This window comes from Mesorhizobium loti (genome assembly GCF_003148495.1).
Classification (GTDB): Bacteria; Pseudomonadota; Alphaproteobacteria; order Rhizobiales; family Rhizobiaceae; genus Mesorhizobium; species Mesorhizobium loti.
The window spans coordinates 348,404-369,406 of record NZ_QGGH01000005.1 but is presented as its reverse complement, the minus strand read 5'-3'; the positions used below and the strand labels follow the sequence as shown (position 1 = coordinate 369,406).

Here is a 21,003-nt window from a genome sequence, read left to right as displayed (position 1 = left end):
CGCCCGGCTTCAGCGCAGCCCGATCCGCCTTGCCCCTTGCCGGAACAGCGCTACGGCGTCCGGCTCGAAGCGGAATGTGCCGATGAAATCGTCGACGCCATAGCTCGGCAATGTCTTGCGGATGACGGCGGCAAAGCCGCGTGCCTCGTCGAGCCGTCCGGCCAGAGCAAGGCAATGTGCTGCGATCGCCAGGATGATGGCGTGCGCGTTGGGCCGCGCCGCCGCCCTCAGCGCCCATTCGGCCGCCTCCTCGAACTGGCCGAGCCGGACATGCGCCATCGCCCGCGCGCCCAGCATGCCGAACAGCAGCGGGTCGAAGGGGCTGAGATGGCGCGAATGGTCGGAGGAGCCGATCGCCGCTTGCGGGTCGCCCGACTGCGAATGGACGAAGGACAGCGCATAGTGGCCAAGCGCGAAATTGGGACTGAGGTCCACCGCCCGTTCCAGTTCGATCAGCGAGCTGTCCTGCTCGCCGCGCAGCCACAGCGCCCGCCCCATCGCCCAGTGCGCGGCCGGATTGTGGTCGTCGACCAGCAGGCTGTGGCCGGCGCTCTCGAAGGCCAGCGCGCTTTCGCGGTCGCGGTCGCCCCAGCGCTGGAAGGCGTTCTGCCAATGGGTGAAAGACAGGCCGGCATAGGCGCGGGCAAAGGTCGGGTCGAGCTGCAAGGCCTGGGCAAAGAAATGCCGCGCCTGCTCGTTTTCCGCCTGGGTGAAGCGGTACATGTGCCAGAGGCCGCGATGATAGGCTTCCCAGGCGTTGAGCGAACTGGGGGCTTTCAGCATGGCGCGGTTGCGCTCGACCGTTTCGATCTCGGCCGAGATAGACGAGACGATGCTGTTGCCGATATCGTCGAGTACGGAAAAGATGTCGTCGGGCCTGCGCTCGAACGTCTCGGCCCAGACGATCCTGGCGGTGCGCACCTCGATCAGTTCGACGCTGACAATAAGGCGGCCGGGCGGGCTGCGCACGGTGCCGGTGGCGACATAGTCGACATTCAGCCGGCGGCCGGCATCCTCGGGCGCGATGTCCTTCTCGGCCAGCGCAAACACCGATCCGCGCGCGATGACGAAGAAATCCCTGAGCTTGGAGAGGCGGGTGATGATGTCGTGGGTGAAACCATCGGCCAATCCGCCGCGCGTGCCGCCGCTCTCCTCGACAAACGGCATCACCGCCAGCGAAGCGTGGCTGGGTTCGACCGGGCCGGCATCTGAGGGCGCCGCGGCCAACTGCGATATTGTGGACAGGCAGGCCTGCTGCGGCCGGAGCGGGGTACCCGACTGTTGGTTACGGATTGCCCGCCAGGCCGCGCGAAGCTGTGCGAAATCCAGTTCCTCCGACTGAAACAATCGTTCCGCCGAAGCCAGGTGCTGCTCGGCCGCGCCGACCTCGCCGCGCCGGGCCAGACTGGCCAGAAGGGCTGCATGCGCACGCTCGTCGAACGGCGCCAGTTCCACCCATGTGTCGAGATGAACGATCGCCTCGTCGCTATCCGCCGGCAGGCTCGCGACAAGCTGTTCCAGCACGGCGATATGGCACGCGTGAAAACGGCGACGCTGGGCGATCAGCCAGCTGTTGAAATGCGGGCTGCGCTCGACCTCCGGACCGTCGAGCAAATCCCCGGCAAACAGCCCGGCCAGCACCCGCAAGCGCTCGACATCAAGCGTGCCGAGCCCTTGCGTGACGGCCTGGCTGACTTCCAGCGCATCGACCAGGCAATCGCTCAGATCGAGCGCTACCGTGTCGCCCTGTGTCACGACCCGGTGTCGGTCTGGCGCGTCGAGTGTGCCCCGCAGCTTGCTCAGGCACCAGCGCAGCTCGCCCCTTGGATCGTTCGGTACATCCCACAACAGCTCGCACAGGCGGCTGCGGCCGACCGGATGCGGCGCCAGCGCCAGATAGGCGAACAGAGCGCGCAGCTTGCGTGACGAGGGCAACGCAACCGGCACATCGTTGCGGGAGATTACCAGCGGTCCGAGCAGGCGCACGGAAAGCGCCGGCATCTCGCCGCCCAGCCTCGATCGTGCGGATTCCACGTCGGTTTCCACGCCTGCTCCCACGCTGGCCTGTCGGCCACTCCTGTATCACCAAACACGACAAGGCGCATGCGGCAGCGGATTACGCGCCGGACACCACCATTGCCGCAGTGCGGCATGTCAGTCCTAGCGCAGCAAGGTCACGAAACTTCGCCGCACAACCCGCCGGTTTGTAACCGGCCCGTGATGACAAGACACGATGACAATCGAGGAGACCAAGATGTTGCATCAGCAGAAAATCAGGACCACGGCCGGCCGCGGCCGCCTTTTCGACAGCATTCTCGACACCGTCGGCGACACGCCGGTGGTCCGTATCAACAATCTGGGACCAGCTCACGCGACGATCTATGTCAAGGCCGAGTTCTTCAATCCCGGCGCTTCGGTGAAGGACCGGCTGGCGCTCAACATCATCGAGGAGGGCGAGCGCAGCGGCGCGCTGAAGCCGGGCCAGACGGTGGTCGAGGCGACCAGCGGCAACACCGGCATCGGCCTGGCCATGGTCTGCGCGCAGAAGGGCTATCCGCTGGTCGTCACCATGGCCGACAGCTTTTCGGTCGAGCGCCGCAAGCTGATGCGCATGCTGGGCGCCAAGGTGGTGCTGACGCCGCGCGCTGAAAAAGGCTTCGGCATGTACAAGAAGGCGGTGGAGCTGGCCGAGGCGAATGGCTGGTTCCTCGCCCGCCAGTTCGAGACGGCCGCCAACGCCGCCATCCACGAGGCGACGACCGCGCGGGAGATCGTCAATGACTTCGCCGGTTCGCGGCTCGACTGCTTCATCACCGGCTATGGCACCGGCGGCACGGTCGTCGGCGTGGCGCGCGTGCTGCGCCGGGAGCGGCCGGAAACCCGCATCGTGCTGTCCGAACCGGCCAACGCGCAGCTCATCGGCAGCGGCAAGGTGCAGCAGCGTGGTGCCGATGGCGCCCCTGCCGCCAGCCACCCCGCCTTCGAGCCGCACCCGATCCAGGGCTGGACGCCGGATTTCATCCCCAACGTGCTGCAGGAAGCGATCGACGCCAGCCTCTACGACGAGGTGATGCCCATTGCAGGGCCCGAGGGTATCAAATGGGCCAAGGCGCTGGCGCGCCAGGAAGGCGTCTTCACCGGCATCTCCGGCGGCGCCACTTTTGCCGTGGCGCGGCAAGTCGCCGAGCAGGCACAGGCCGGGGCGGTGATCCTGTGCATGCTGCCCGACACCGGCGAACGCTACATGTCGACGCCGCTGTTCGACGGCATCGAGGCCGAGATGGACGCCGATGAGGCTGCCCTTTCGCGCTCGACGCCCGGCTGCCAGTTTCCGGCGGCTTGACGGGAGATCGGTATGGACGCCGTACAGGAACCCCTCGGCCTGATGGCCGAGGAAACGCTCGATCCCCAGGACTGGGCCGATGTGCAGGCCCTGTCGCACCAGATTATCGACGATGCGGTCGACTATCTGCGCGACCTGCGCGACCGCCCAGTCTGGCGGGAGATGCCTGCGGATGTGCGAGAGGTCTTCGCGGCACCGCTGCCGCGATCGCCGGCGCCGCTTGCCGCTGTCTATGGCGAGGTCTCGCGCACGGTGATGTCCTATCCGATGGGCAACATCCATCCGCGCTTCTGGTCCTGGTATATGGGATCGAGCAACTTCACCGGCGCGCTCGGCGATTTCCTGGCGGCAATCCAGGGCTCCAACCTCGGCGGCGGCAACCACGCCGCCGGGCTGATGGACAGCCAGGTGGTTAACTGGTGCAAAGAGATGCTGGGCTTTCCGGCTTCTGCCAGCGGCACGCTGGTCAGCGGCGGCTCGATGGCCAACCTTATCGGGCTGACGGTGGCGCGTAACACCAAGGCGGGCATCGACGTGCGCGAGCACGGCGTTGCCGCCATCGAGAAGCCACTGCGTTTCTATGGCTCAGACCAGATCCATTCCTGCCACCGCAAGGCAATGGAGGCGCTCGGCCTTGGCAACAAGGCGCTGCGCCGCATTCCGACCGATGCCGGGCTGCGCATCGATATCGCTGCCTTGCGCGCGGCGATCGCCGAGGACCGCGCGGCAGGATTCAAGCCGGCCTGTATCATCGGCAATGCCGGCACGGTCAACACCGGGGCGATCGACGACCTGCGGACGCTCGCCAAGCTGGCCCATGAGGAGGACCTCTGGTTCCATGTCGACGGCTGTATCGGCGCGCTGGTCGCCATTGCGCCTGAAAATGCCCATCGCGTCGCCGGCATCGAATGGGCCGATTCAGTTGCGCTCGATCCCCACAAATGGCTGCATGCGCCGTTCGAGGTCGGCTGCGCCCTGGTCAGGGATGCCATCGCGCATCGCCGGACCTTCGCCGTGACGCCGGAATATCTGGAATCAACGCCGCGCGGCCTGGCCTCCGGCGAATGGCTGCACGACTACGGCTTGCAGACGTCGCGCGGCTTTCGCGCGCTCAAGGTGTGGATGGCGCTGAAGGAGCACGGCATCGACAAGTTCGGCCGCCTGATCGACCAGAACATCGCACAAGCTTTCTATCTCGCGGGATTGATCGAGACCGAGCCGGACCTGGAGCTGGCGGCAGTGCCGACCATCAACATCGTCTGCTTCCGCTATCAGCCCGGTTTGGCCGGCGAGGCGCTGAAGGTGCTCAACACCGAGATCATGCTGCGGCTGCAGGAACAGGGCATTGCCGCTCTGTCGGACACCACGGTGCATGGCGAGCACTGGGTGCGCGCGGCGATCACCAACCATCGCACAAGGCGCGAGGATTTCGATCTTCTGGTGCGGGAAACGGTGCGACTGGGGCGTGAGATCTCGGCGCCGGCGGCTGCGCCTTCCTAGTTCCCGGCAGGCATGCGATTCTGCCGGAATGATTCGCGAGGTCCGATGGTGACGCTCTTTCGTATGGCTGCACTTGCGGCCTTGCTCTTCACCACCTCGGCGCAGGCCGCCGAGATGGCCTTCTTCGTCAAGAACCTGCGCACGGAAGCAGTCGCGGTCGAGCTGTTCAGCCGCGACCGCGAGACGGTCTGGCCGGGCAACGACAAGGTGTTCCTGATCGACCCCAGCTCGCAGAAATCCGTGCCGCTCTCCTGCAATCAGGGCGAACATATCTGCTACGGTGCCTGGGTCGATGGCGACGACAGCATCTCCGCCGGCGTCGGACCGGACAATGACCAGCCCTGCGACACCTGCTGCTTCATCTGCGTGGAGCATTCGACCGAGACGATCGATCTGGTGCCCTAGGGCAGAGGCACGCCGATATCCCCAAAATCAGTCCGGGAATTGTTGCAATCATCCCTTTAGCGATTCAATGCAGCGTGCGATGGTCGCTCCGCGGCCGGGTGGGCCGCTATTTCAGGGGGTTACCATGCTTTACACCTACGCGCGCCGCACGCTGGTCGCGTTGTCGCTTGCCACACTGCTTGCGCCGTCAGCGCACGCCGCCGATATCACCTTCGCCATCAAGAACAGCCACCCCAACGCCATGCGCGTCGAGCTCTACAGCCAGGACCGCGACTATGTCTGGCCGGGCGAGGACAAGGACTACTTCCTTGACGATGGCGAGACCAAACAGCTGCCGATCTCGTGCAACGAGGGCGAATCGATCTGCTACGGCGCCTGGGTCGATGGCGACGAGGGCACCTATTGGGGCGTCGGTCCCGGCAACAAGGAAAAATGCGAGGATTGCTGCTATACCTGCAGCGGTGGCGAGACCGAGGAAATCGACCTGGTCCCCTGACCGGCTTGCCAGCTTGACGGTTATCCTGCCGGAGCCATAGAGCAATTCCAGGAAAAGTGTGAAGCGGTTTTCCGTGCGGAATTGCGCGAATACCCAGAGCGCGCCACATCCATTCGGATGCGACGTGCTTCAGGCAAGAGGAGCCCAGCTATGGCCGGCATGGTCGAAAGCGACAAGATCGACGTCGGATTCTCCGGCAAGCGCTGCATCCATTCGCGCAATTGCGTGCTCGGCGATCCGCATGTCTTCGTACCCAACGCGCCGGGCCAGTGGATCCATCCCGAGGCCGCCAGCGTCGAGAAGATCGTCGCCATCGCCGAAAGCTGCCCCTCGGGCGCCATCACCTACATCAGGAAGGATGGCGGGCCGCAGGAGCAGCCGCCGGTGGTCAACACAGTGCGGCTGCGTGAAAACGGCCCGCTGGCCGTGCATGCCGAGATCGTGCTCGACGGCGAAACGTTTTATCGCGCCACGCTGTGCCGCTGCGGCGCCTCGGAAAACAAGCCGTTCTGCGACGGCAGCCACAACAAGTCAGGTTTTGCCGCCACCGGCGAGCCGCCGCTGAAGGACACGCCGGCGCTGGAGGCGAGGAATGGCCCGCTGAAAGTGACGCCGACCACCAACGGCCCGCTCAAGCTCGAAGGCAATGTCGAGATCGTCACCGGCACCGGCCACACGGTCGACCGCACGCAACGCACCTTCCTCTGCCGCTGCGGCCATTCCGCCAACAAGCCGTTTTGCGATGGGACGCATAAAAAAATAGGCTTCGTGGCATGAAAGGAGGTCCGCCAGCGTTAGTGTAGGATGAGAGTTCGCGCTCAGGAGGAAATCATCATGCGCACCATGCTTGTTCTTGCTCTGCTTGCCTTTGCCATGCCCGCCTACGCCGCCAATCATGCGGTTCAGATCAAGGGCATGAAATTCACCCCGTCCAAAATCTCGGTCGCCGTCGGCGACACCATCACTTTCACCAATGCCGACCCGATGACGCACACCGCCACCGCGCTTGACGGCTCCTTCGACACCGGTCATCTCGCCACCGGCAAGAGCGCCAAGGTCAAGATATCAGCTGCCGGCGCGCACCCATTCCATTGTGCGATCCACAGCTCGATGAAGGGCACCGTCACCGCGAAATAGCGGCGTCCTCGCCAGACTTGTCATCCGCCATGGCGATAAGACTTCCAGCATCGGTGGAAGCTGGTTACTAGCGTTGCGGCAAAGCTGCCAATCTCCCTCCTCGTGGGGGAGATTGGCTCTCTTCCCTTGGCCCAGCGCTCGCAGCTTTATCGCCCGCTCGGTATCGGCTAAGGGCATGGACAGATAATTTCGCCAGCCGGACCGCCATCAGCAATGACCGCCAAGACCAAGCCAAAGCCGCTGTTCCTCGGGATCGACACCGGCGGCACCTACACCGATGCCGTGCTGTGGTCAGAGACGGAAGGCCCGCAGCAGGGGCCGAACAAGGGCAAGGTGCTGGCCAAGGCCAAGGCGCTGACCACCAGGCATGATCTCGCCGTCGGCATTTCCGGCGCCGTCGACGCGGTGCTGCAGAAGGCTGGCACCGATCCCGCTGATATCAAGCTGGTCTCGATGTCAACGACGCTTGCCACCAACGCGCTGGTCGAGGGCCAGGGCGGTCGCGTCGCGCTGGTGATGATCGGCTTTTCCGAGGGCGACCTCGCCCGCGACGGGCTGAAGGCCGCGCTGGGCACCGATCCGGTGGTTTTTTGTCCGGGCGGCCACGACGTCCATGGCAATGCCGCCAAGCTCGATCTGTCCGGACTGGAAGCGGTGCTGCCGGAACTCGGCGCGTCGGTATCCGGCTTTGCCGTCTGCGCCTATTTCGCCACCCGCAATCCGGCGCATGAGATCGCCGCCCGTGAGCTGATCCGCGACAAGACCGGCCTGCCGGTCACATCAAGCCACGAGCTGTCGGCCAAGCTCGGCGGTCCGCGCCGGGCGCTGACGACGCTGCTCAACGCCAGGCTGATCTCGATGATCGACCGGCTCGTGGCGGCGACCGAAGGCTTTCTCGAGGCGCGCAACATTGCAGCACCCCTGATGGTGGTGCGCGGTGATGGCGCGCTGGTTTCGGCGGCGTTTGCCCGCCAGCGGCCGATCGAGACCATCCTGTCCGGCCCGGCCGCCAGCCTGGTCGGCGCCCGCCACATGACCGGCCTCGACAACGCCATGGTGTCCGATATAGGCGGCACCACCACCGATGTCGCCGTGCTCGACGGCGGCCGTCCCAGGCTCGATCCGGAGGGCGCCACCGTCGGCGGCTTCCGCACCATGGTCGAGGCGGTCGCCATGCGCACCTTCGGCCTCGGGGGCGATTCCGAAGTGACGCTGGAGGATGGCGCGCTCAACCCGAAGATCCTGCTCGGGCCGCGCCGCCTGGTGCCGCTGGCGCTGGCCGGCATGGCCCATGGCAGCGCCGTCACATCGGAACTCGAACGGCAACTGCGGGCACCCAATCCCGGCCGCATGGATGGCCGCTTCGCGGTGCGCACCGGCGTGCCGGATCGGCTCGCCGCCGGCCTGACCGGCGCCGAAGCCAAGCTCTACGAGCTGATTGGTGCCGTGCCGCTCGCCATCGACAGGCTTTTGACCTCGAACGCGCAGAACGCGACGCTGAACCGGCTGGTGTCGCGCGGGCTGGTGCATGTCGCCGGCTTCACCCCGTCGGACGCCGCCCATGTGCTGGGCAAGCAGGCGAACTGGGATCCCGTTGCCGCGCGCCTCGGCGCCGAGCTGTTCGCCCGCAAGCGCGACGGCCGTGGCCAGTACATCGCCGCTTCCCCCGAAGCGATCTCGGAGCGGGTGCTGGTGACGCTGACCCGCTGGTCGGCCGAATATATCCTCGAAACCGCCTTCGCCGAGGACGGCCTCGATGGTGCGTCGACCGTGGCGCATGCGCTGGTGCAGCGCGCGGTCGACGCGCATCCCGGCATTGCACGGCTGACCGTGGCGCTCGACCGCCCGGTCATCGGCCTCGGCGCCTCGGCGCCGCTGCATTATGCCGGCCTGTCGCCGCTGATCGGCAATGACTGCGTGGTGCCGGAAGATACCGATGTCGCCAACGCACTCGGCGCCGTCGTTGGGCAGGTGCGGGTGTCCGCCGAGGCGCGGGTTAGCCAGCCCAAGGAAGGGCTGTTTCGTCTTGCCTCGGGTGAAACCGTGCGCGATTTCCTCGACGAGGCGGCGGCGATCGCAGCGGCCGAGGCCGATGTCCGCGCCATCGTCGCCCAGCGCGCCAGGGAGGCCGGCACCGACAGCGCCGAGATCGACGTCGCGACCGAATTCCGCGTCTCGACCGTCGAAGCCCAGCGCATGTTCATCGAGGCGCATGTGGTGGCGGTGGCCTCGGGAAGGCCGCGGATTGCGGTTTGAGCGCGTAATCTCCCCCTCGAGGGGGAGATGTCGCCGAAGGCGACAGAGGGGGTCGGTTCGACGGGACGCGACCTCCTGCTTTGAACAGAAGAGGCTAGCGCCTTACGTCCGGCGACCCCCTCTGGCCTGCCGGCCAATTCCCCCCTCAAGGGGGGAGATCGGCAGCGTCGCCGCTCGCCAAAAACACCCACCTTCACCCTAAGCTGAATTGACCCGCCAGACCTGACATGCCAAAGGCCCGCAAAGCCTTTCATCTGGAGTAGCCTGATGACCGATCGCATCGAGATCGCCGGATTGCGGATTGCCCGCGAGCTGCATGAGTTCGTGGCCAAGGAAGCGCTGCCCGGCACCGGCATCGAAGCGGACGCCTTCTGGAACGGGTTTTCGGCCATCGTCCATGATTTGGCGCCGAAGAACCGGGCACTGCTGGCGAAACGCGACGCCATGCAGGAGAAGCTCGACGGCTGGTATCGCGACCACGGCGCCCCCGTCGATATGGAAGCCTACAAAGGCTTCCTGAAGGAGATCGGCTATATCGTTCCGGAAGGCCCGGCCTTCAGCGTGTCGACCGACAATGTTGACCCGGAAATATCAGTCATTGCAGGCCCCCAGCTGGTCGTGCCGGTCATGAATGCCCGCTATGCGCTCAACGCCGCCAATGCGCGCTGGGGCTCGCTCTACGATGCGCTCTACGGCACCGACGCCATTCCCGAAACCGACGGCGCCGAAAAGGGCAAGAGCTTCAACCCGGCGCGCGGTGCCAAGGTCGTTGCCTGGACGAAGACCTTTCTCGACGAGGCTGCCCCGCTCACCTCGGGCAAATGGGCCGGGGTCAACGGTCTGTCGCTGGCGCAAGGCGGGTTGCGGCTGAGTGCCGGTGCCGGCTCGACCACGCTGGCCAACCCGAAGCAATTCGTCGGCTACCGTGGCGACGCCGCCAATCCCGATGCGGTGCTGCTTGTGCGCAACGGCCTGCACATCGAGATCGTAATCGACCGCGACAACCAGATCGGCCGCACCGATCCGGCGGGCATCGCCGATGTCATCCTGGAATCGGCGCTGACCACCATCCAGGACTGCGAGGATTCGGTCGCCGCGGTGGATGCTGAGGACAAGGTCGTCGTCTACCGCAACTGGCTCGGCCTGATGAAGGGTGACCTGGCGGAAGAAATCACCAAGGGCGGCAAGAGTTTTGTCCGCAAGCTCAATCCCGACCGCTCCTACAGCGCGCCCGCCGGCGGCACGCTGACCGTGCCCGGCCGCTCGCTGATGCTGGTCAGGAATGTCGGCCACCTCATGACCAACCCGGCGATCCTTGACCGCGACGGCAACGAGGTTCCGGAAGGCATTATGGATGCGGCGATGACCGCTCTGATCGCGCTGCATGACGTCGGGCCGAAGGGGCGGCGCATGAACTCCCGCGCGGGCTCGATGTATGTCGTGAAACCCAAGATGCATGGGCCTGAGGAAGTCGCCTTCGCCGTCGAGATATTCGACCGTGTCGAGGCCCTGCTCGGCATGGCCAAGAATACCATCAAGATGGGCATCATGGACGAGGAGCGGCGCACCACCGTCAACCTCAAGGAAGCGATCCGCGCCGCCAGGGAACGCGTGGTTTTCATCAACACTGGGTTTCTCGACCGCACTGGCGACGAGATCCACACCTCGATGGAAGCCGGCCCGATGATCCGCAAGGGCGACATGAAGCAGGCCGCCTGGATTTCCGCCTACGAGGCGTGGAATGTCGACACCGGGCTGGAATGCGGGCTGGCCGGCCATGCCCAGATCGGCAAGGGCATGTGGGCGATGCCGGATCTGATGGCGGCGATGCTGGAACAGAAGATCGCCCATCCCAAGGCCGGCGCCAACACCGCCTGGGTGCCGTCGCCGACGGCGGCGACGCTGCACGCCACCCACTATCACAAGGTCGACGTCCATGCCGTGCAGGCCGCGCTGAAGAGCCGGCCGAAGGCGAAGCTCGACGATATCCTGTCGGTGCCGGTCGCGGTCAGGCCGAACTGGACTCCCGACGAGATCCAGCGCGAACTCGACAACAACGCGCAAGGCATTCTGGGCTATGTCGTGCGCTGGATCGACCAGGGCGTCGGTTGCTCAAAGGTCCCTGACATCAACGACGTCGGCCTGATGGAAGACCGCGCCACGCTGCGCATCTCCTCGCAGCACATCGCCAACTGGCTGCACCACGACGTCTGCTCGCGCATCCAGGTGATGGATTCCCTGCGGCGCATGGCGGCCATCGTCGACCTGCAGAATGTTGGCGACCCGCTCTACCAGCCTATGGCCGCCGACTTCGACAAGTCGATCGCCTTCCTCGCCGCCTTCGACCTGGTCTTCAAGGGCCGCGTCCAGCCCAATGGCTACACCGAACCGGTGCTGCACGCGCGGAGGCTGGAACTGAAGGCGCAGCAGGGCTGAAGAGGCATGGCGGCGGGTCTTCGACCTGGCTTCCGGCGAGAGATAAGGTGTTAGGAAGCTGTATGGTCTAGCAGCCGAATGGTGGGATCGCGACGGTATTCGGAATTGGCGCGGTCCACGCCTTCCACCGTAATCGCGATCGTCCCGTTTTCCACTCTTGCTATCCAGCCTTTCGCTTTCAGATACCAGAGATGAAACTCGAGATGTTCTCGCGGACAGCCTGACAATCGTTCGAGCTCTACATCTCCGATCCCAGGATCGGTGACGTCGTGGCGGCGCTTTGCGTAAAGCAGCGACAGCAGTTTGGCCTGGATCACAGCATCCCGCTCGATGCCTTTGGTGTTGCTGGCTTCCTCGGTCAACTCGCGGCGAAGGCCGGCATGGTCTCTGTACGCGATGTCGTATTGAGCGCGCTTGACCGGATCCTTGAGCGTATTGTGGGCTTCCACGATTTCGCTGAAGCGGGCTTCATCGCCAGTCTGTTGATTGTCTGGATGATAGCGCATCGCAAAATAGCGAAATATGCGCTCCAGCGTTTCCGAGTTGGCATTCGGGCTAACTTCCAAAACTTCGTAGTAGTCAATGAACATAGCGGTACACCCTCAACCGCAATCATATTCGCATTGTCTAAATAAAGAACATCCAAAGCAGAAGCCCAGACTTAAGTCCGGCGTCGATAACGGCCACGCTTCTGGAAGAGGAAGAAAATGGCCGGCGCCCGTTCGGTGGGGGCCGTTGGGTGGTGAGGACGCCGGCCAAGCGGACAATCAGGTCCGCCGCACTGCAGAGATGGTCGATTCGCTGGGTGGCGGTTATGGCGTGATCGCGGAAGGCAACGTGGCAGGGTCAGCTTGTCGCGAGATCGCGTACTGCCAGATTTCGCCGGCAGGACCAAAACCCACAACCGCAAGCACGGCCATCAGCAGGCAGGTGACTTACGCCGCCTGCGCCACCCGCTCCGAACTCATCCGATAAGAAATCGCTTCGGCCAGATGGATGCGGCCGACGGTTTCGCTGGCGTCAAGATCGGCCAGTGTTCTCGCGACCTTCAACACGCGGTGGTAGGCCCGCGCCGAAAAGGCGAGCTTCTCGCTGGCGTCCTTGAGCAGCGACAGGCCGGCGGCGTCAGGCATGGCGATCTCCTCGATGACCGACGGCGCGCAATGCGCGTTGGTGGTGGCTCGGGTAGCGCCGAGCCGTTCGAAGCGTTCGCGCTGGACGGTGCGGGCACGCGCCACGCGCAGCGCCACATCGGCACTTTTCTCCGCCCGGTCCGGTCGGATCAGGTCGCTGGCCGAGACCGCCGGCACTTCGATCCTGAGATCGATGCGGTCGAGCAGCGGGCCTGAGATGCGCGCCTGGTAGTCGGTGCGGCAGCGGTCGCCGCGCAGGCAGCGATAGCCCGGCTCGCCGGCCATGCCGCATCGGCACGGGTTCATCGCCGCAACCAGCTGGATGCGCGCCGGGTAGGTGACGCGATGGTTGGCCCGCGCGATCATGCAGTCGCCGGTCTCCAGCGGCTGGCGCAGCGCATCGAGCGTCTGCGGCGTGAACTCGGGAAATTCGTCGAGGAACAGCACGCCGTGATGGGCGAGCGACACTTCGCCCGGCCGCGCGCGGATGCCACCGCCAACCATGGCCGCCATCGAGGCCGAATGGTGCGGCGCGCGGAACGGCCGCCGGTCGGTCAGCTTGCCTTCGCCGAGCTCGCCGGCCACCGAGGCGATCATCGACACTTCGAGCAGTTCCTTCGGCGCCAGCGGCGGAAGGATCGAAGGCAGCCGCTGCGCCAGCATCGATTTTCCCGATCCCGGTGGCCCGATCATCAGCAGATTATGACCACCGGCGGCCGCCACTTCCAGCGCCCGCTTGGCGGTCTCCTGGCCCTTGATGTCGGCGAGATCGGGTAGGTCGCGCGCCGCGGCGTGGATGCCGGCTTCCGGTCGCGACAGCACCTGCGTGCCGCGAAAATGGTTGGCGATGGCGATCAGGCTGCGCGGCGCCAGGATGTCGAAATCCTTGCCCGCCCAGGCCGCTTCCGGCCCGCAGGCGAACGGGCAGATCAAGCCCTTGCCCTCGGCATTGGCGGCGATTGCCGCCGGCAAGGCGCCGGCGACGGCGGCAATCGTGCCGTCGAGCGACAATTCGCCAAGCACGACATAGCCGGCCAGCATGTCGCCCGGAATGGCGCCAAGGGCGGCCATCAGGCCAAGCGCGATCGGCAGATCGTAATGGCTGCCTTCCTTGGGCAGATCGGCGGGCGCCAGATTGACCGTAACCTTCTTCGACGGCATCGACAGGCCGGAAGCATGAAGTGCTGCCTGCACGCGCTCGCGGCTTTCGGCCACCGCCTTGTCGGCGAGGCCGACGATGTGCATGTTGACCTTGCCGGGCGCGATCATCACCTGCACGTCGACCGGCACAGCCTCGATGCCCTGGAAAGCGACCGTGCGAACCCGCGCCACCATCGTGCAACCCCAATTTAGGCTGGCCCCAGCCCGTGCGATCGGGCCAGGAACGGCCCTCGAGGAGACAATCACAATTCCTTGATCAAATCAAGAACATTACAGGAACACGTGAGCGTGTAGGTTGCAGCCGAATAGAGCTCGGTTGCAAAAGCGGAACATGGTTAAGACAAAATGAAAACGGTCACTTCCGCTTGTCCTCGACCGCGTCCCAGAACAGGCTGGCGATGTCTGCGCCACCGAAGCGCTTGACCTCGCGCACGCCGGTCGGCGAGGTCACGTTGATCTCGGTCATATAGTCGCCGATGACGTCGATGCCGACGAGGATGAAGCCGCGCTCCTTCAGCGACGGTCCGATGCGGGCGCAGATCTCGCGCTCGCGTTCCGTTAGTTCGGTTTTTTCGGCGCGGCCGCCGACATGCATGTTGGAGCGGGAATCATGCTCGGCCGGCACCCGGTTGATGGCGCCGACCGGCTCGCCGTCGATCAGGATGATGCGCTTGTCGCCCTTGCGCACGTCCTTGAGGTAGCGCTGCACGATATAGGGTTCGCGGAACATCTGGCCGAACATTTCCAACAGCGAGGCAAGGTTGCGGTCGGCCTCGTGCAGATGGAAGATGCCGGCGCCGCCATTGCCGTAGAGCGGCTTGACGATGATGTCGCCGAACTCCTTGCGGAAGGCGGCAACTTCGAGTGGATCCTTGGTGATCAGCGTGTCCGGCATCAGGTCGGAAAACTCGGTGACGAAGATCTTTTCCGGGCTGTTGCGCACCCAGGCCGGGTCGTTGACCACCAATGTCCCCGGATGGATGCGCTCCAGGATGTGCGTGGTGGTGATGTAGTTCATGTCGAAGGGCGGATCCTGGCGCAGCAGGACGACGTCCATTTCCGCGAGATCGGTGCGTACCTGCTCGCCCAGCGAATAATGGGCTCCCTTCTCGTCGCGCACCTGCATCTCCTCGATGCGGGCAAACACCTTGCCGTCGCGCAACGACAGCCGGTCGGGCGTGTAGTGGAACAGCTGATGGCCGCGCCGCTGCGCCTCCAGCGACAGCGCGAACGAGGTGTCGCCGGCGATCGACACGGTGGAGATGTGGTCCATCTGGACGGCGATTTTCAGCTTCATGGCGGGTCTCCGGCGGCTCGGATGGGCGACTGTCTTGCCTGTACAGGCTCACTGCCCGTCTGCCAATCGCGACATTTTGAAGATTGGCATCAGAAGTCGCAAACCCGAGCCAGCGTCCGATCTGCCCCGGCCATCTGGAAACAAGGCGAACAGCGCGTCATCGCTTTCTTAAGCCTAGCCGTGCAAAGGTAAGCCCCGAATGCGCCCGGCAGTGTTGATGCAGCCCCGGGCACTCGATGGAACAACGACCATGAACGCCGTCACCGCCATCCGCGCCGCCGCAACCAGACAGCTCGAACTCACAACCCTGATGCCATGCCCCAACGATGACTTACTGGTCGATGACCTACCGGCCAATGACTTGCCGGCCAACCAGCTGCCGGCGCGCGACGCATGAGCGAAGCATTGCCGACCTTTGTCCAGACACGCCTGTTCCGATTCCTGACGGTCGGCGTCGGCGCCGCATTGCTGTTCTTCGTTCTGTCGTGGCTTCTGGTGTCGCTGGGCCTTTCGCCCTTCATCGGTAGTGTCGTCGCCTATGCGATTGCCGTTGTTGTTGCCTATAGCGCACAGCGCGGCTGGACATTCGGCGGCCAGCACGATCACGTCAGCGCCATGCCGCGCTATCTTGCGCTGCAGCTCGGATGCGCTCTGTTTTCGGGTCTGGTGTCGCACCTGGCGGTCACGCGTTTCGGCTTGTCAGCGCTCGCCATGTCGGCGCTGACGACGGTTGCCGCAGGCGCGGTGAGCTACGTCATGTCGTTGCTATGGGTGTTTCCGACGCGCGGCTAGCGCGTTTTTTGCGCGTCGTTTTTTCGCCTTGTGGAGGGACTGTCGCCGACCCGCGCCGAGCCTCGTATCGGTCCCCGTGCACATGACGCCGCTTAGCCGCGAAAAATCGATTTCGCGATACGTTTCCTAAAGGGTTTGCTGCCAGTCTCGAAATAAATTCCGACGTCACAAAACAGGGACACCGATGCAAACTTCGTTTGGCACCGGTCAGGCAAACAGGGAGAGCACGGATCTGGCATTCACAGATCCGTTGACCGGGCTTGGCAACCATCGCCGCTTCTTCGACAAGGTCGATCGCCTGATCAGCGACCGTGCCGACGATCCCGCACCCTTTACCGTCGGTATTCTCGACCTCGACGGCTTCAAGCCGATCAACGATTTGTTCGGCCACAAGGCCGGCGACGACATCCTGATCCAGGTCGCCATGCGGTTGCGCGCCTCGATGGACGGCCACTCAACGGTCTGCCGCATCGGCGCCGACGAGTTCGCCTTTCTCTATCCCCTGGTGTTCAGCGAGGATGCAGCGGCCGAAAAGTCCCGCATGCTGATCGAGATACTGTCGGCGCCCTATGATGTCGGCGAACGCACCGCCAGGCTTTCGGCCTCGGTCGGCTGCTCGCTGTTCTATTCCGGCGACGAGACCACCGAGATCCTCATCAACAAGGCAGAGACGGCGCTCTACCATGCCAAGCGTTCCGGCCGTGGCCGTGTCGTTGTCTACACCCGCGAGATGGAAGAAGCGGCCAAGCGCGTCACCCGCATCGAACAGGCGCTGCGTCGCGCCGTCTCGGCCGGCGAGGTGGAGCCGCATTTCCAGCCGATCGTCGACCTCAACACGCGCCGCACCATCGGCTTCGAGACGCTGGCGCGGTGGACCGATCGCGACCTTGGCTCGGTGCCGCCCACGGTCTTCATTCCCATCGCCGAGGAGCGCGGCATCATCGGCCCGCTGTCGCAGCTGGTACTGCGCAAGGCGACCGAAGCCGCCAGAAGCTGGCCGAAGGACCTGTTCCTGTCGTTCAACCTGTCGCCCTCGCAGCTCGTCGACCAGAACACCGGCCTGCACATACTGGCGATCCTCGACCGCACCGGCTTCGATCCGCGCCGGCTGGAGATCGAGATCACCGAGACCGGCCTGATGAACGACCCGGCTTCGGCCGCGCAGATCGTCGAGGATCTGCGCCGCGTCGGCATCCGCGTTTCGCTCGACGATTTCGGCACCGGCCAGTCCTCGCTCGGCCGTCTGCGCGAATTCCATTTCGACAAGCTCAAGATCGACCGCGCCTTCGTCTCCTCCATTCTCGATGACAGGCCGTCCGAACACATCATCCGCGCCATTCTCGCCATGTGCGAGGGGCTTGGCATGGACGTCGTCGCCGAAGGCATCGAGCAGGAAGCGCAGGCCGACCGCCTGGTCCAATTCGGCTGCGCCGGCGGGCAAGGCTATCTGTTCGGCAAGCCGGTCGACGCCGACGCCACGCTCGGCTATCTCCGCGATTCCTTCCGCGGCGCCTTGCGCGCCAAGGCGATCTGACCGGCGATTCCCCCGCGGTCCGCAATCCCGACGGTGCCGCTGTGCGCACCCGGTGCGGCGCATTGTCGTTTTGTCTGACATAAGCCCTGAAATTCGACGGTTCGCCCTTGCCCGCGCGCCTTGCGTGGCTAGGATGCGCGCCGGTCACGACTACAGCGCCGCGCGTCCTCTTGGACGTGCAAAGGACGCTGTAGCAATTTACATTTTGCGCATGATCCCTTTCCGAAAATCGATCCGATTTTCGGGGTCATGCGCTGGGAGACAAGAACGATGATGCCATCGGCGCATTTTGCCGACCTCGAAGGAGCCTCGGTGCTGATCACCGGCGGCGGCTCCGGAATTGGCGCGGCACTGACCGAGGGGTTTGTGCGCCAGGGCGCCAATGTCGCCTTCGTCGACATCGCCGACGGCCCGAGCACGATACTCGCCGACCGCATCGAAAAAGAATTCGGCAAGCGGCCGCTCTATCTCAAGACCGACCTGCGCGACATCGAGGCCTTGCGGGCATCCGCCGCGAAGGCCGCCGAGGCGCATGGCGATGTCACCGTGCTGATCAACAATGCCGCTTGGGACGAGCGCCACGCCGTCGAGGACGTGACGGTGGAGTTCTGGGACAACAACCAGGCGATCAATCTGCGGCCGCACTTCTTCACCGCGCAAGCGGTGGCGCCGGGCATGAAGCGGGCCGGCGGCGGCTCGATCATCAACTTCACCTCGACATCCTATCTCATCAACCACCCCGACATGCCGTCCTACACCGCCGCCAAGGCCGGCATCCTAGGTCTGACCAAGGGGCTGGCCGGCAAGCTCGGCGTGGACGGCATCCGCGTCAACGCCATTGCGCCCGGCTGGGTGATCACCGAGCGGCAGAAGGAGCTCTGGGTGACCGAACAGGCGCTTGCCGCCCATGTCGCCAAGCAATGCATCAAGCAGGTGATGCAACCGGACGACATCGTCGGCACCGTGCTGTTCCTCGCCTCGGACGCCTCGCGCATGCTGACCGCGCAGATGCTGATCGTCGATGGAGGTTTCCTGTGAGCCCAGGGTTTGCCAGCAACGCGCCGGCGGTAGCCGCTGTCGACTGGGGCACAACCCGCATGCGGGTCTGGCTGATCGACGGGCAAGGCAAGATGCTGGCCGAACGCCGCGGCGATGATGGCCTGATCACCGCGCAACAGAAGGGTTTTGCAACCATTCTCGAAGGGCATCTGGCGGCGATGGGAGCACCGGAAGCGCTGCCCGTCATCATCTGCGGCATGGCCGGTTCCCGACAGGGCTGGCTGGAGGCGCCCTATGTCACCGTGCCGGCGCCACTCAGTGCCATTCTCGGCGGTGCTGCCAAGGTGCCTGGGCAAAGCCGCGACATCCGCATCGTTCCGGGCCTTGCCCAGCGCTTGGCCGATGCGCCCGACGTCATGCGCGGCGAGGAAACCCAGCTCGCTGGCGCTGGCCTGCCGGCCAGGGGACGCCAGCTGGTCTGCATGCCCGGCACCCATTCGAAATGGGTGCTGGTCGAGGACGGCGCCGTTGTCGGCTTCGGCACCTGGCCGACCGGCGAGCTGTTCTCGGTGCTTGCCGCGCATTCGATCCTGCGCCATTCGCTCGGCGAGCACCCCAAGCCGGTCACATCGGACAATCCGTTCTTCCGCCGCTGGTGCGAAACCGCATTGGGCGAAGGCGGCGATGTCACCTCGCGGCTGTTTTCCATCCGCGCCGCCGGCCTGCTGCAGGACCTGAAAGCCGACGATGCCGCAGCCTGCCTGTCCGGCCTTCTGATCGGTGGCGAGATCGCCTCGGCCAGCCGCCGTCACGGCGCCGGTGCGGAACCTGTCGTGCTGGTTGCCTCCGGCGCGCTGGCCGCGCTCTACCAGGCCGCACTTGGTCTTGCGGGGTTTGAGGTTCGGACCGTTGACGCCGATGAGGCGGTGCGTGCCGGCCTCGTCGAGGCGGCGCGCGAGAACGGCATGATCGCCAGAATTGGAGCAGCCCGATGAGCCAGACCGCACCTTTCCCCAAGCTCAAGCGCGGGCTGGTCGCCATCCTGCGTGGCCTCAAGCCGAGTGAAGCGATCGCTATCGGCCAGGCACTGTTCGATGCCGGCATCGAGGCGATCGAAGTGCCGCTGAACTCACCGGAGCCGTTTTCGTCGATCGCTGGGATTGTGGAAGTGCTTCCGAAAACAGCCCTGGTCGGCGCCGGCACGGTGCTGACGCCAGCCGATGTCGATGGTTTGCACAAGGCCGGCGGGCTGCTGCTGGTCAGCCCCAACATCGATGCCGAGGTGATGGCGCGTGCGATGCACTACGGCATGGTGACGATGCCCGGCGTGCTCACGCCGACCGAGGCCTTCCTGGCGATCAAGCTTGGTGCCTCGGCCCTCAAATTCTTCCCGGCGAGCGTGCTGGGTGCTGCCGGCATTTCCGCGATGCGCGCGGTGTTGCCGGCGCAAACAGTGGTCGGCGCCGTCGGTGGCGTCTCCGAAAAAGATTTTGCCGGCTACAAGGCCGCCGGCGTGACGGCCTTCGGGCTTGGCTCCAGCCTGTTCAAGCCCGGCATGAGCGTCGACGAGGTGGCGGCGCGTGCACTCGCCGCCGTCACGGCCTGGGATGCGGTGTTCGGAGAAGCATGATGAGCGAAGCGATCGTTTCGGTTTTTTCCGATCACGTCTGCCAGCTCGGCGAAGGGCCGAGCTACGATCCCACCACCGATACGCTGTTCTGGTTCGACATCGTCAACAGCCAGCTTCTGGAAAAGCAGCTGTCCGGCGGCGCGACCACAGTCCATGAGCTCGGCCAAATGGCGAGCGCGATCGCTGTCATCGACGAGAAGCGCCAGCTGATCGCTGCCGAGACCGGCCTTTATGTCCGCGATGTCGCGACCGGCAAACTGACGCTGCACACGCCTGTCGAGGCCGACAATCCGGTCACGCGCTCCAACGATTCCCGGGTCCATCCCTGCGGTGCCCTGTGGATGGGCACGATGGGCAAGAAGGAGGAAAAGGGCGCCGGTTCGATCTACTGGTTTTTCAAGGGCGAACTGCGCCGCCTGTTTTCGGACATCACCGTGTCGAACTCGATCTGTTTTTCCGAAGATGGCACGATCGCTTATTACACCGACACCTCGACCGGGCTGCTGATGCGCGTCGCCTGCGATCCGGCGACCGGCCTGCCTGCCGGTGAGCCGAAGGTGTTCGTCGATCACCGCTCGGCCAAGGGCTATATCGATGGGTCCGTGCTCGACCGCGACGGCATCCTGTGGAACGCCGTCTGGGGCGGCAGCGTCATCGAAGCCTATGGACCCGACGGCAAGCTCGTCCGCACGGTCGCCATGCCGGTGACGCAGCCATCCTGCCCGGCCTTTGTCGGCGCCAAGGCCGACCGGCTGGCGGTCACCTCAGCCTGGTCGGGCAAGGATGAGAAGCAGCGCCTGCTGGATCTGCAGGGCGGCATGACATTTCTGCTCGACATTCCCGTCAACGGCCGCTTCGAGCCGCACGTGCTGATCGCCTGAACA

At 64.9% G+C, this 21,003-nt stretch carries 19 protein-coding genes; 15 read left to right on the top strand and 4 right to left on the bottom strand.

Going from position 1 to position 21,003, the window contains the following annotated elements; all coding sequences use genetic code 11:
- Positions 1-9 precede the first annotated feature (9 nt).
- Complete coding sequence (locus C8D77_RS21565) at positions 10-2,001, bottom strand: BTAD domain-containing putative transcriptional regulator (RefSeq protein ID WP_109667562.1); 1,992 nt, start codon at positions 1,999-2,001, stop codon at positions 10-12.
- Between the two features lie 253 nt (positions 2,002-2,254).
- Between C8D77_RS21565 and C8D77_RS21560 the strand changes: the two genes are divergently transcribed.
- From C8D77_RS21560 to C8D77_RS21525, 8 genes are all read left to right on the top strand, one after another.
- Positions 2,255-3,343 (top strand): PLP-dependent cysteine synthase family protein, encoded by a 1,089-nt coding sequence (locus tag C8D77_RS21560; protein WP_109667789.1) that lies wholly within the window; start codon positions 2,255-2,257, stop codon positions 3,341-3,343.
- Positions 3,344-3,355: 12 nt separating this feature from the next.
- The gene (locus C8D77_RS21555) at positions 3,356-4,843 is read left to right on the top strand and encodes a pyridoxal phosphate-dependent decarboxylase family protein (protein WP_109667559.1); all 1,488 of its coding nucleotides are present in this window, start codon (positions 3,356-3,358) and stop codon (positions 4,841-4,843) included.
- A gap of 48 nt (positions 4,844-4,891) precedes the next feature.
- The gene (locus C8D77_RS21550; RefSeq protein WP_109667786.1) at positions 4,892-5,248 is read left to right on the top strand and encodes a hypothetical protein; all 357 of its coding nucleotides are present in this window, start codon (positions 4,892-4,894) and stop codon (positions 5,246-5,248) included.
- 124 nt (positions 5,249-5,372) lie between these two features.
- Positions 5,373-5,744, top strand: a complete 372-nt coding sequence (locus C8D77_RS21545; RefSeq protein ID WP_109667556.1) for a hypothetical protein — start codon at positions 5,373-5,375, stop codon at positions 5,742-5,744.
- Positions 5,745-5,894: 150 nt separating this feature from the next.
- Entirely contained in the window at positions 5,895-6,521 is a 627-nt protein-coding gene (locus C8D77_RS21540; protein WP_109667554.1) for a CDGSH iron-sulfur domain-containing protein, read from the top strand.
- A gap of 57 nt (positions 6,522-6,578) precedes the next feature.
- Entirely contained in the window at positions 6,579-6,881 is a 303-nt protein-coding gene (locus tag C8D77_RS21535; RefSeq protein WP_109667551.1) for a cupredoxin domain-containing protein, read from the top strand.
- Positions 6,882-7,094: 213 nt separating this feature from the next.
- A complete protein-coding gene (locus C8D77_RS21530; protein WP_109667549.1) occupies positions 7,095-9,137 on the top strand; it encodes a hydantoinase/oxoprolinase family protein in 2,043 nt (680 codons plus the stop codon).
- A gap of 267 nt (positions 9,138-9,404) precedes the next feature.
- A complete protein-coding gene (locus tag C8D77_RS21525) occupies positions 9,405-11,573 on the top strand; it encodes a malate synthase G (protein ID WP_109667547.1) in 2,169 nt (722 codons plus the stop codon).
- A 50-nt stretch (positions 11,574-11,623) separates the two neighbouring features.
- Here the strand turns inward: C8D77_RS21525 and C8D77_RS21520 are convergent, their stop codons facing one another.
- The 3 genes from C8D77_RS21520 to gshB all read right to left on the bottom strand — a co-directional run bounded on the left by C8D77_RS21520 (position 11,624) and on the right by gshB (position 15,164).
- A complete protein-coding gene (locus C8D77_RS21520) occupies positions 11,624-12,163 on the bottom strand; it encodes a J domain-containing protein (protein ID WP_109667544.1) in 540 nt (179 codons plus the stop codon).
- Positions 12,164-12,508: 345 nt separating this feature from the next.
- A complete protein-coding gene (locus C8D77_RS21515; RefSeq protein ID WP_109667541.1) occupies positions 12,509-14,041 on the bottom strand; it encodes a YifB family Mg chelatase-like AAA ATPase in 1,533 nt (510 codons plus the stop codon).
- A 181-nt stretch (positions 14,042-14,222) separates the two neighbouring features.
- Positions 14,223-15,164, bottom strand: a complete 942-nt coding sequence (gene gshB, locus C8D77_RS21510; protein WP_109667539.1) for a glutathione synthase — start codon at positions 15,162-15,164, stop codon at positions 14,223-14,225.
- A 250-nt stretch (positions 15,165-15,414) separates the two neighbouring features.
- On the opposite strand from gshB, the gene C8D77_RS37655 reads away from it, so the two are divergent.
- The 7 genes from C8D77_RS37655 (at position 15,415) to C8D77_RS21475 (ending at position 21,000) form a co-directional block, all read left to right on the top strand.
- Positions 15,415-15,561 (top strand): hypothetical protein, encoded by a 147-nt coding sequence (locus C8D77_RS37655; protein ID WP_170136780.1) that lies wholly within the window; start codon positions 15,415-15,417, stop codon positions 15,559-15,561.
- Positions 15,558-15,956, top strand: coding sequence for a GtrA family protein (locus tag C8D77_RS21500; RefSeq protein ID WP_109667532.1), 399 nt, complete (start codon positions 15,558-15,560; stop codon positions 15,954-15,956). The genes C8D77_RS37655 and C8D77_RS21500 overlap by 4 nt, the downstream gene beginning before the upstream one ends.
- Positions 15,957-16,140: 184 nt before the next feature.
- Positions 16,141-17,490 (top strand): putative bifunctional diguanylate cyclase/phosphodiesterase, encoded by a 1,350-nt coding sequence (locus C8D77_RS21495; RefSeq protein ID WP_109667529.1) that lies wholly within the window; start codon positions 16,141-16,143, stop codon positions 17,488-17,490.
- Positions 17,491-17,760: 270 nt separating this feature from the next.
- On the top strand, positions 17,761-18,528 hold the full coding sequence (locus tag C8D77_RS21490; protein WP_109667526.1) for an SDR family NAD(P)-dependent oxidoreductase: 768 nt from the start codon (positions 17,761-17,763) through the stop codon (positions 18,526-18,528).
- Positions 18,525-19,484, top strand: coding sequence for a 2-dehydro-3-deoxygalactonokinase (locus C8D77_RS21485; RefSeq protein WP_109667524.1), 960 nt, complete (start codon positions 18,525-18,527; stop codon positions 19,482-19,484). The genes C8D77_RS21490 and C8D77_RS21485 overlap by 4 nt, the downstream gene beginning before the upstream one ends.
- Positions 19,481-20,119: a 2-dehydro-3-deoxy-6-phosphogalactonate aldolase gene (locus C8D77_RS21480; RefSeq protein ID WP_109667521.1), complete on the top strand. Its 639-nt coding sequence runs from the start codon at positions 19,481-19,483 to the stop codon at positions 20,117-20,119. Before C8D77_RS21485 ends, C8D77_RS21480 begins: the two co-directional genes overlap by 4 nt.
- On the top strand, positions 20,119-21,000 hold the full coding sequence (locus C8D77_RS21475; protein ID WP_109667518.1) for an SMP-30/gluconolactonase/LRE family protein: 882 nt from the start codon (positions 20,119-20,121) through the stop codon (positions 20,998-21,000). The genes C8D77_RS21480 and C8D77_RS21475 overlap by 1 nt, the downstream gene beginning before the upstream one ends.
- Positions 21,001-21,003: the final 3 nt, after the last annotated feature.

Bases quoted from the DNA above. Each gene is read 5' to 3' on its own strand.
- C8D77_RS21520 (WP_109667544.1), bottom strand. From the start codon at position 12,163: ATGTTCATTGACTACTACGAAGTTTTGGAAGTTAGCCCGAATGCCAAC.
- C8D77_RS21565 (WP_109667562.1), bottom strand. From the start codon at position 2,001: ATGCCGGCGCTTTCCGTGCGCCTGCTCGGACCGCTGGTAATCTCCCGC.
- C8D77_RS21495 (WP_109667529.1), top strand. From the start codon at position 16,141: ATGCAAACTTCGTTTGGCACCGGTCAGGCAAACAGGGAGAGCACGGAT.
- gshB (WP_109667539.1), bottom strand. From the start codon at position 15,164: ATGAAGCTGAAAATCGCCGTCCAGATGGACCACATCTCCACCGTGTCG.
- C8D77_RS21540 (WP_109667554.1), top strand. From the start codon at position 5,895: ATGGCCGGCATGGTCGAAAGCGACAAGATCGACGTCGGATTCTCCGGC.
- C8D77_RS21480 (WP_109667521.1), top strand. From the start codon at position 19,481: ATGAGCCAGACCGCACCTTTCCCCAAGCTCAAGCGCGGGCTGGTCGCC.
- C8D77_RS21500 (WP_109667532.1), top strand. From the start codon at position 15,558: ATGAGCGAAGCATTGCCGACCTTTGTCCAGACACGCCTGTTCCGATTC.
- C8D77_RS21530 (WP_109667549.1), top strand. From the start codon at position 7,095: ATGACCGCCAAGACCAAGCCAAAGCCGCTGTTCCTCGGGATCGACACC.
- C8D77_RS21475 (WP_109667518.1), top strand. From the start codon at position 20,119: ATGAGCGAAGCGATCGTTTCGGTTTTTTCCGATCACGTCTGCCAGCTC.
- C8D77_RS21555 (WP_109667559.1), top strand. From the start codon at position 3,356: ATGGACGCCGTACAGGAACCCCTCGGCCTGATGGCCGAGGAAACGCTC.
- C8D77_RS21545 (WP_109667556.1), top strand. From the start codon at position 5,373: ATGCTTTACACCTACGCGCGCCGCACGCTGGTCGCGTTGTCGCTTGCC.
- C8D77_RS21525 (WP_109667547.1), top strand. From the start codon at position 9,405: ATGACCGATCGCATCGAGATCGCCGGATTGCGGATTGCCCGCGAGCTG.
- C8D77_RS21535 (WP_109667551.1), top strand. From the start codon at position 6,579: ATGCGCACCATGCTTGTTCTTGCTCTGCTTGCCTTTGCCATGCCCGCC.
- C8D77_RS21490 (WP_109667526.1), top strand. From the start codon at position 17,761: ATGATGCCATCGGCGCATTTTGCCGACCTCGAAGGAGCCTCGGTGCTG.
- C8D77_RS21560 (WP_109667789.1), top strand. From the start codon at position 2,255: ATGTTGCATCAGCAGAAAATCAGGACCACGGCCGGCCGCGGCCGCCTT.
- C8D77_RS37655 (WP_170136780.1), top strand. From the start codon at position 15,415: ATGAACGCCGTCACCGCCATCCGCGCCGCCGCAACCAGACAGCTCGAA.
- C8D77_RS21515 (WP_109667541.1), bottom strand. From the start codon at position 14,041: ATGGTGGCGCGGGTTCGCACGGTCGCTTTCCAGGGCATCGAGGCTGTG.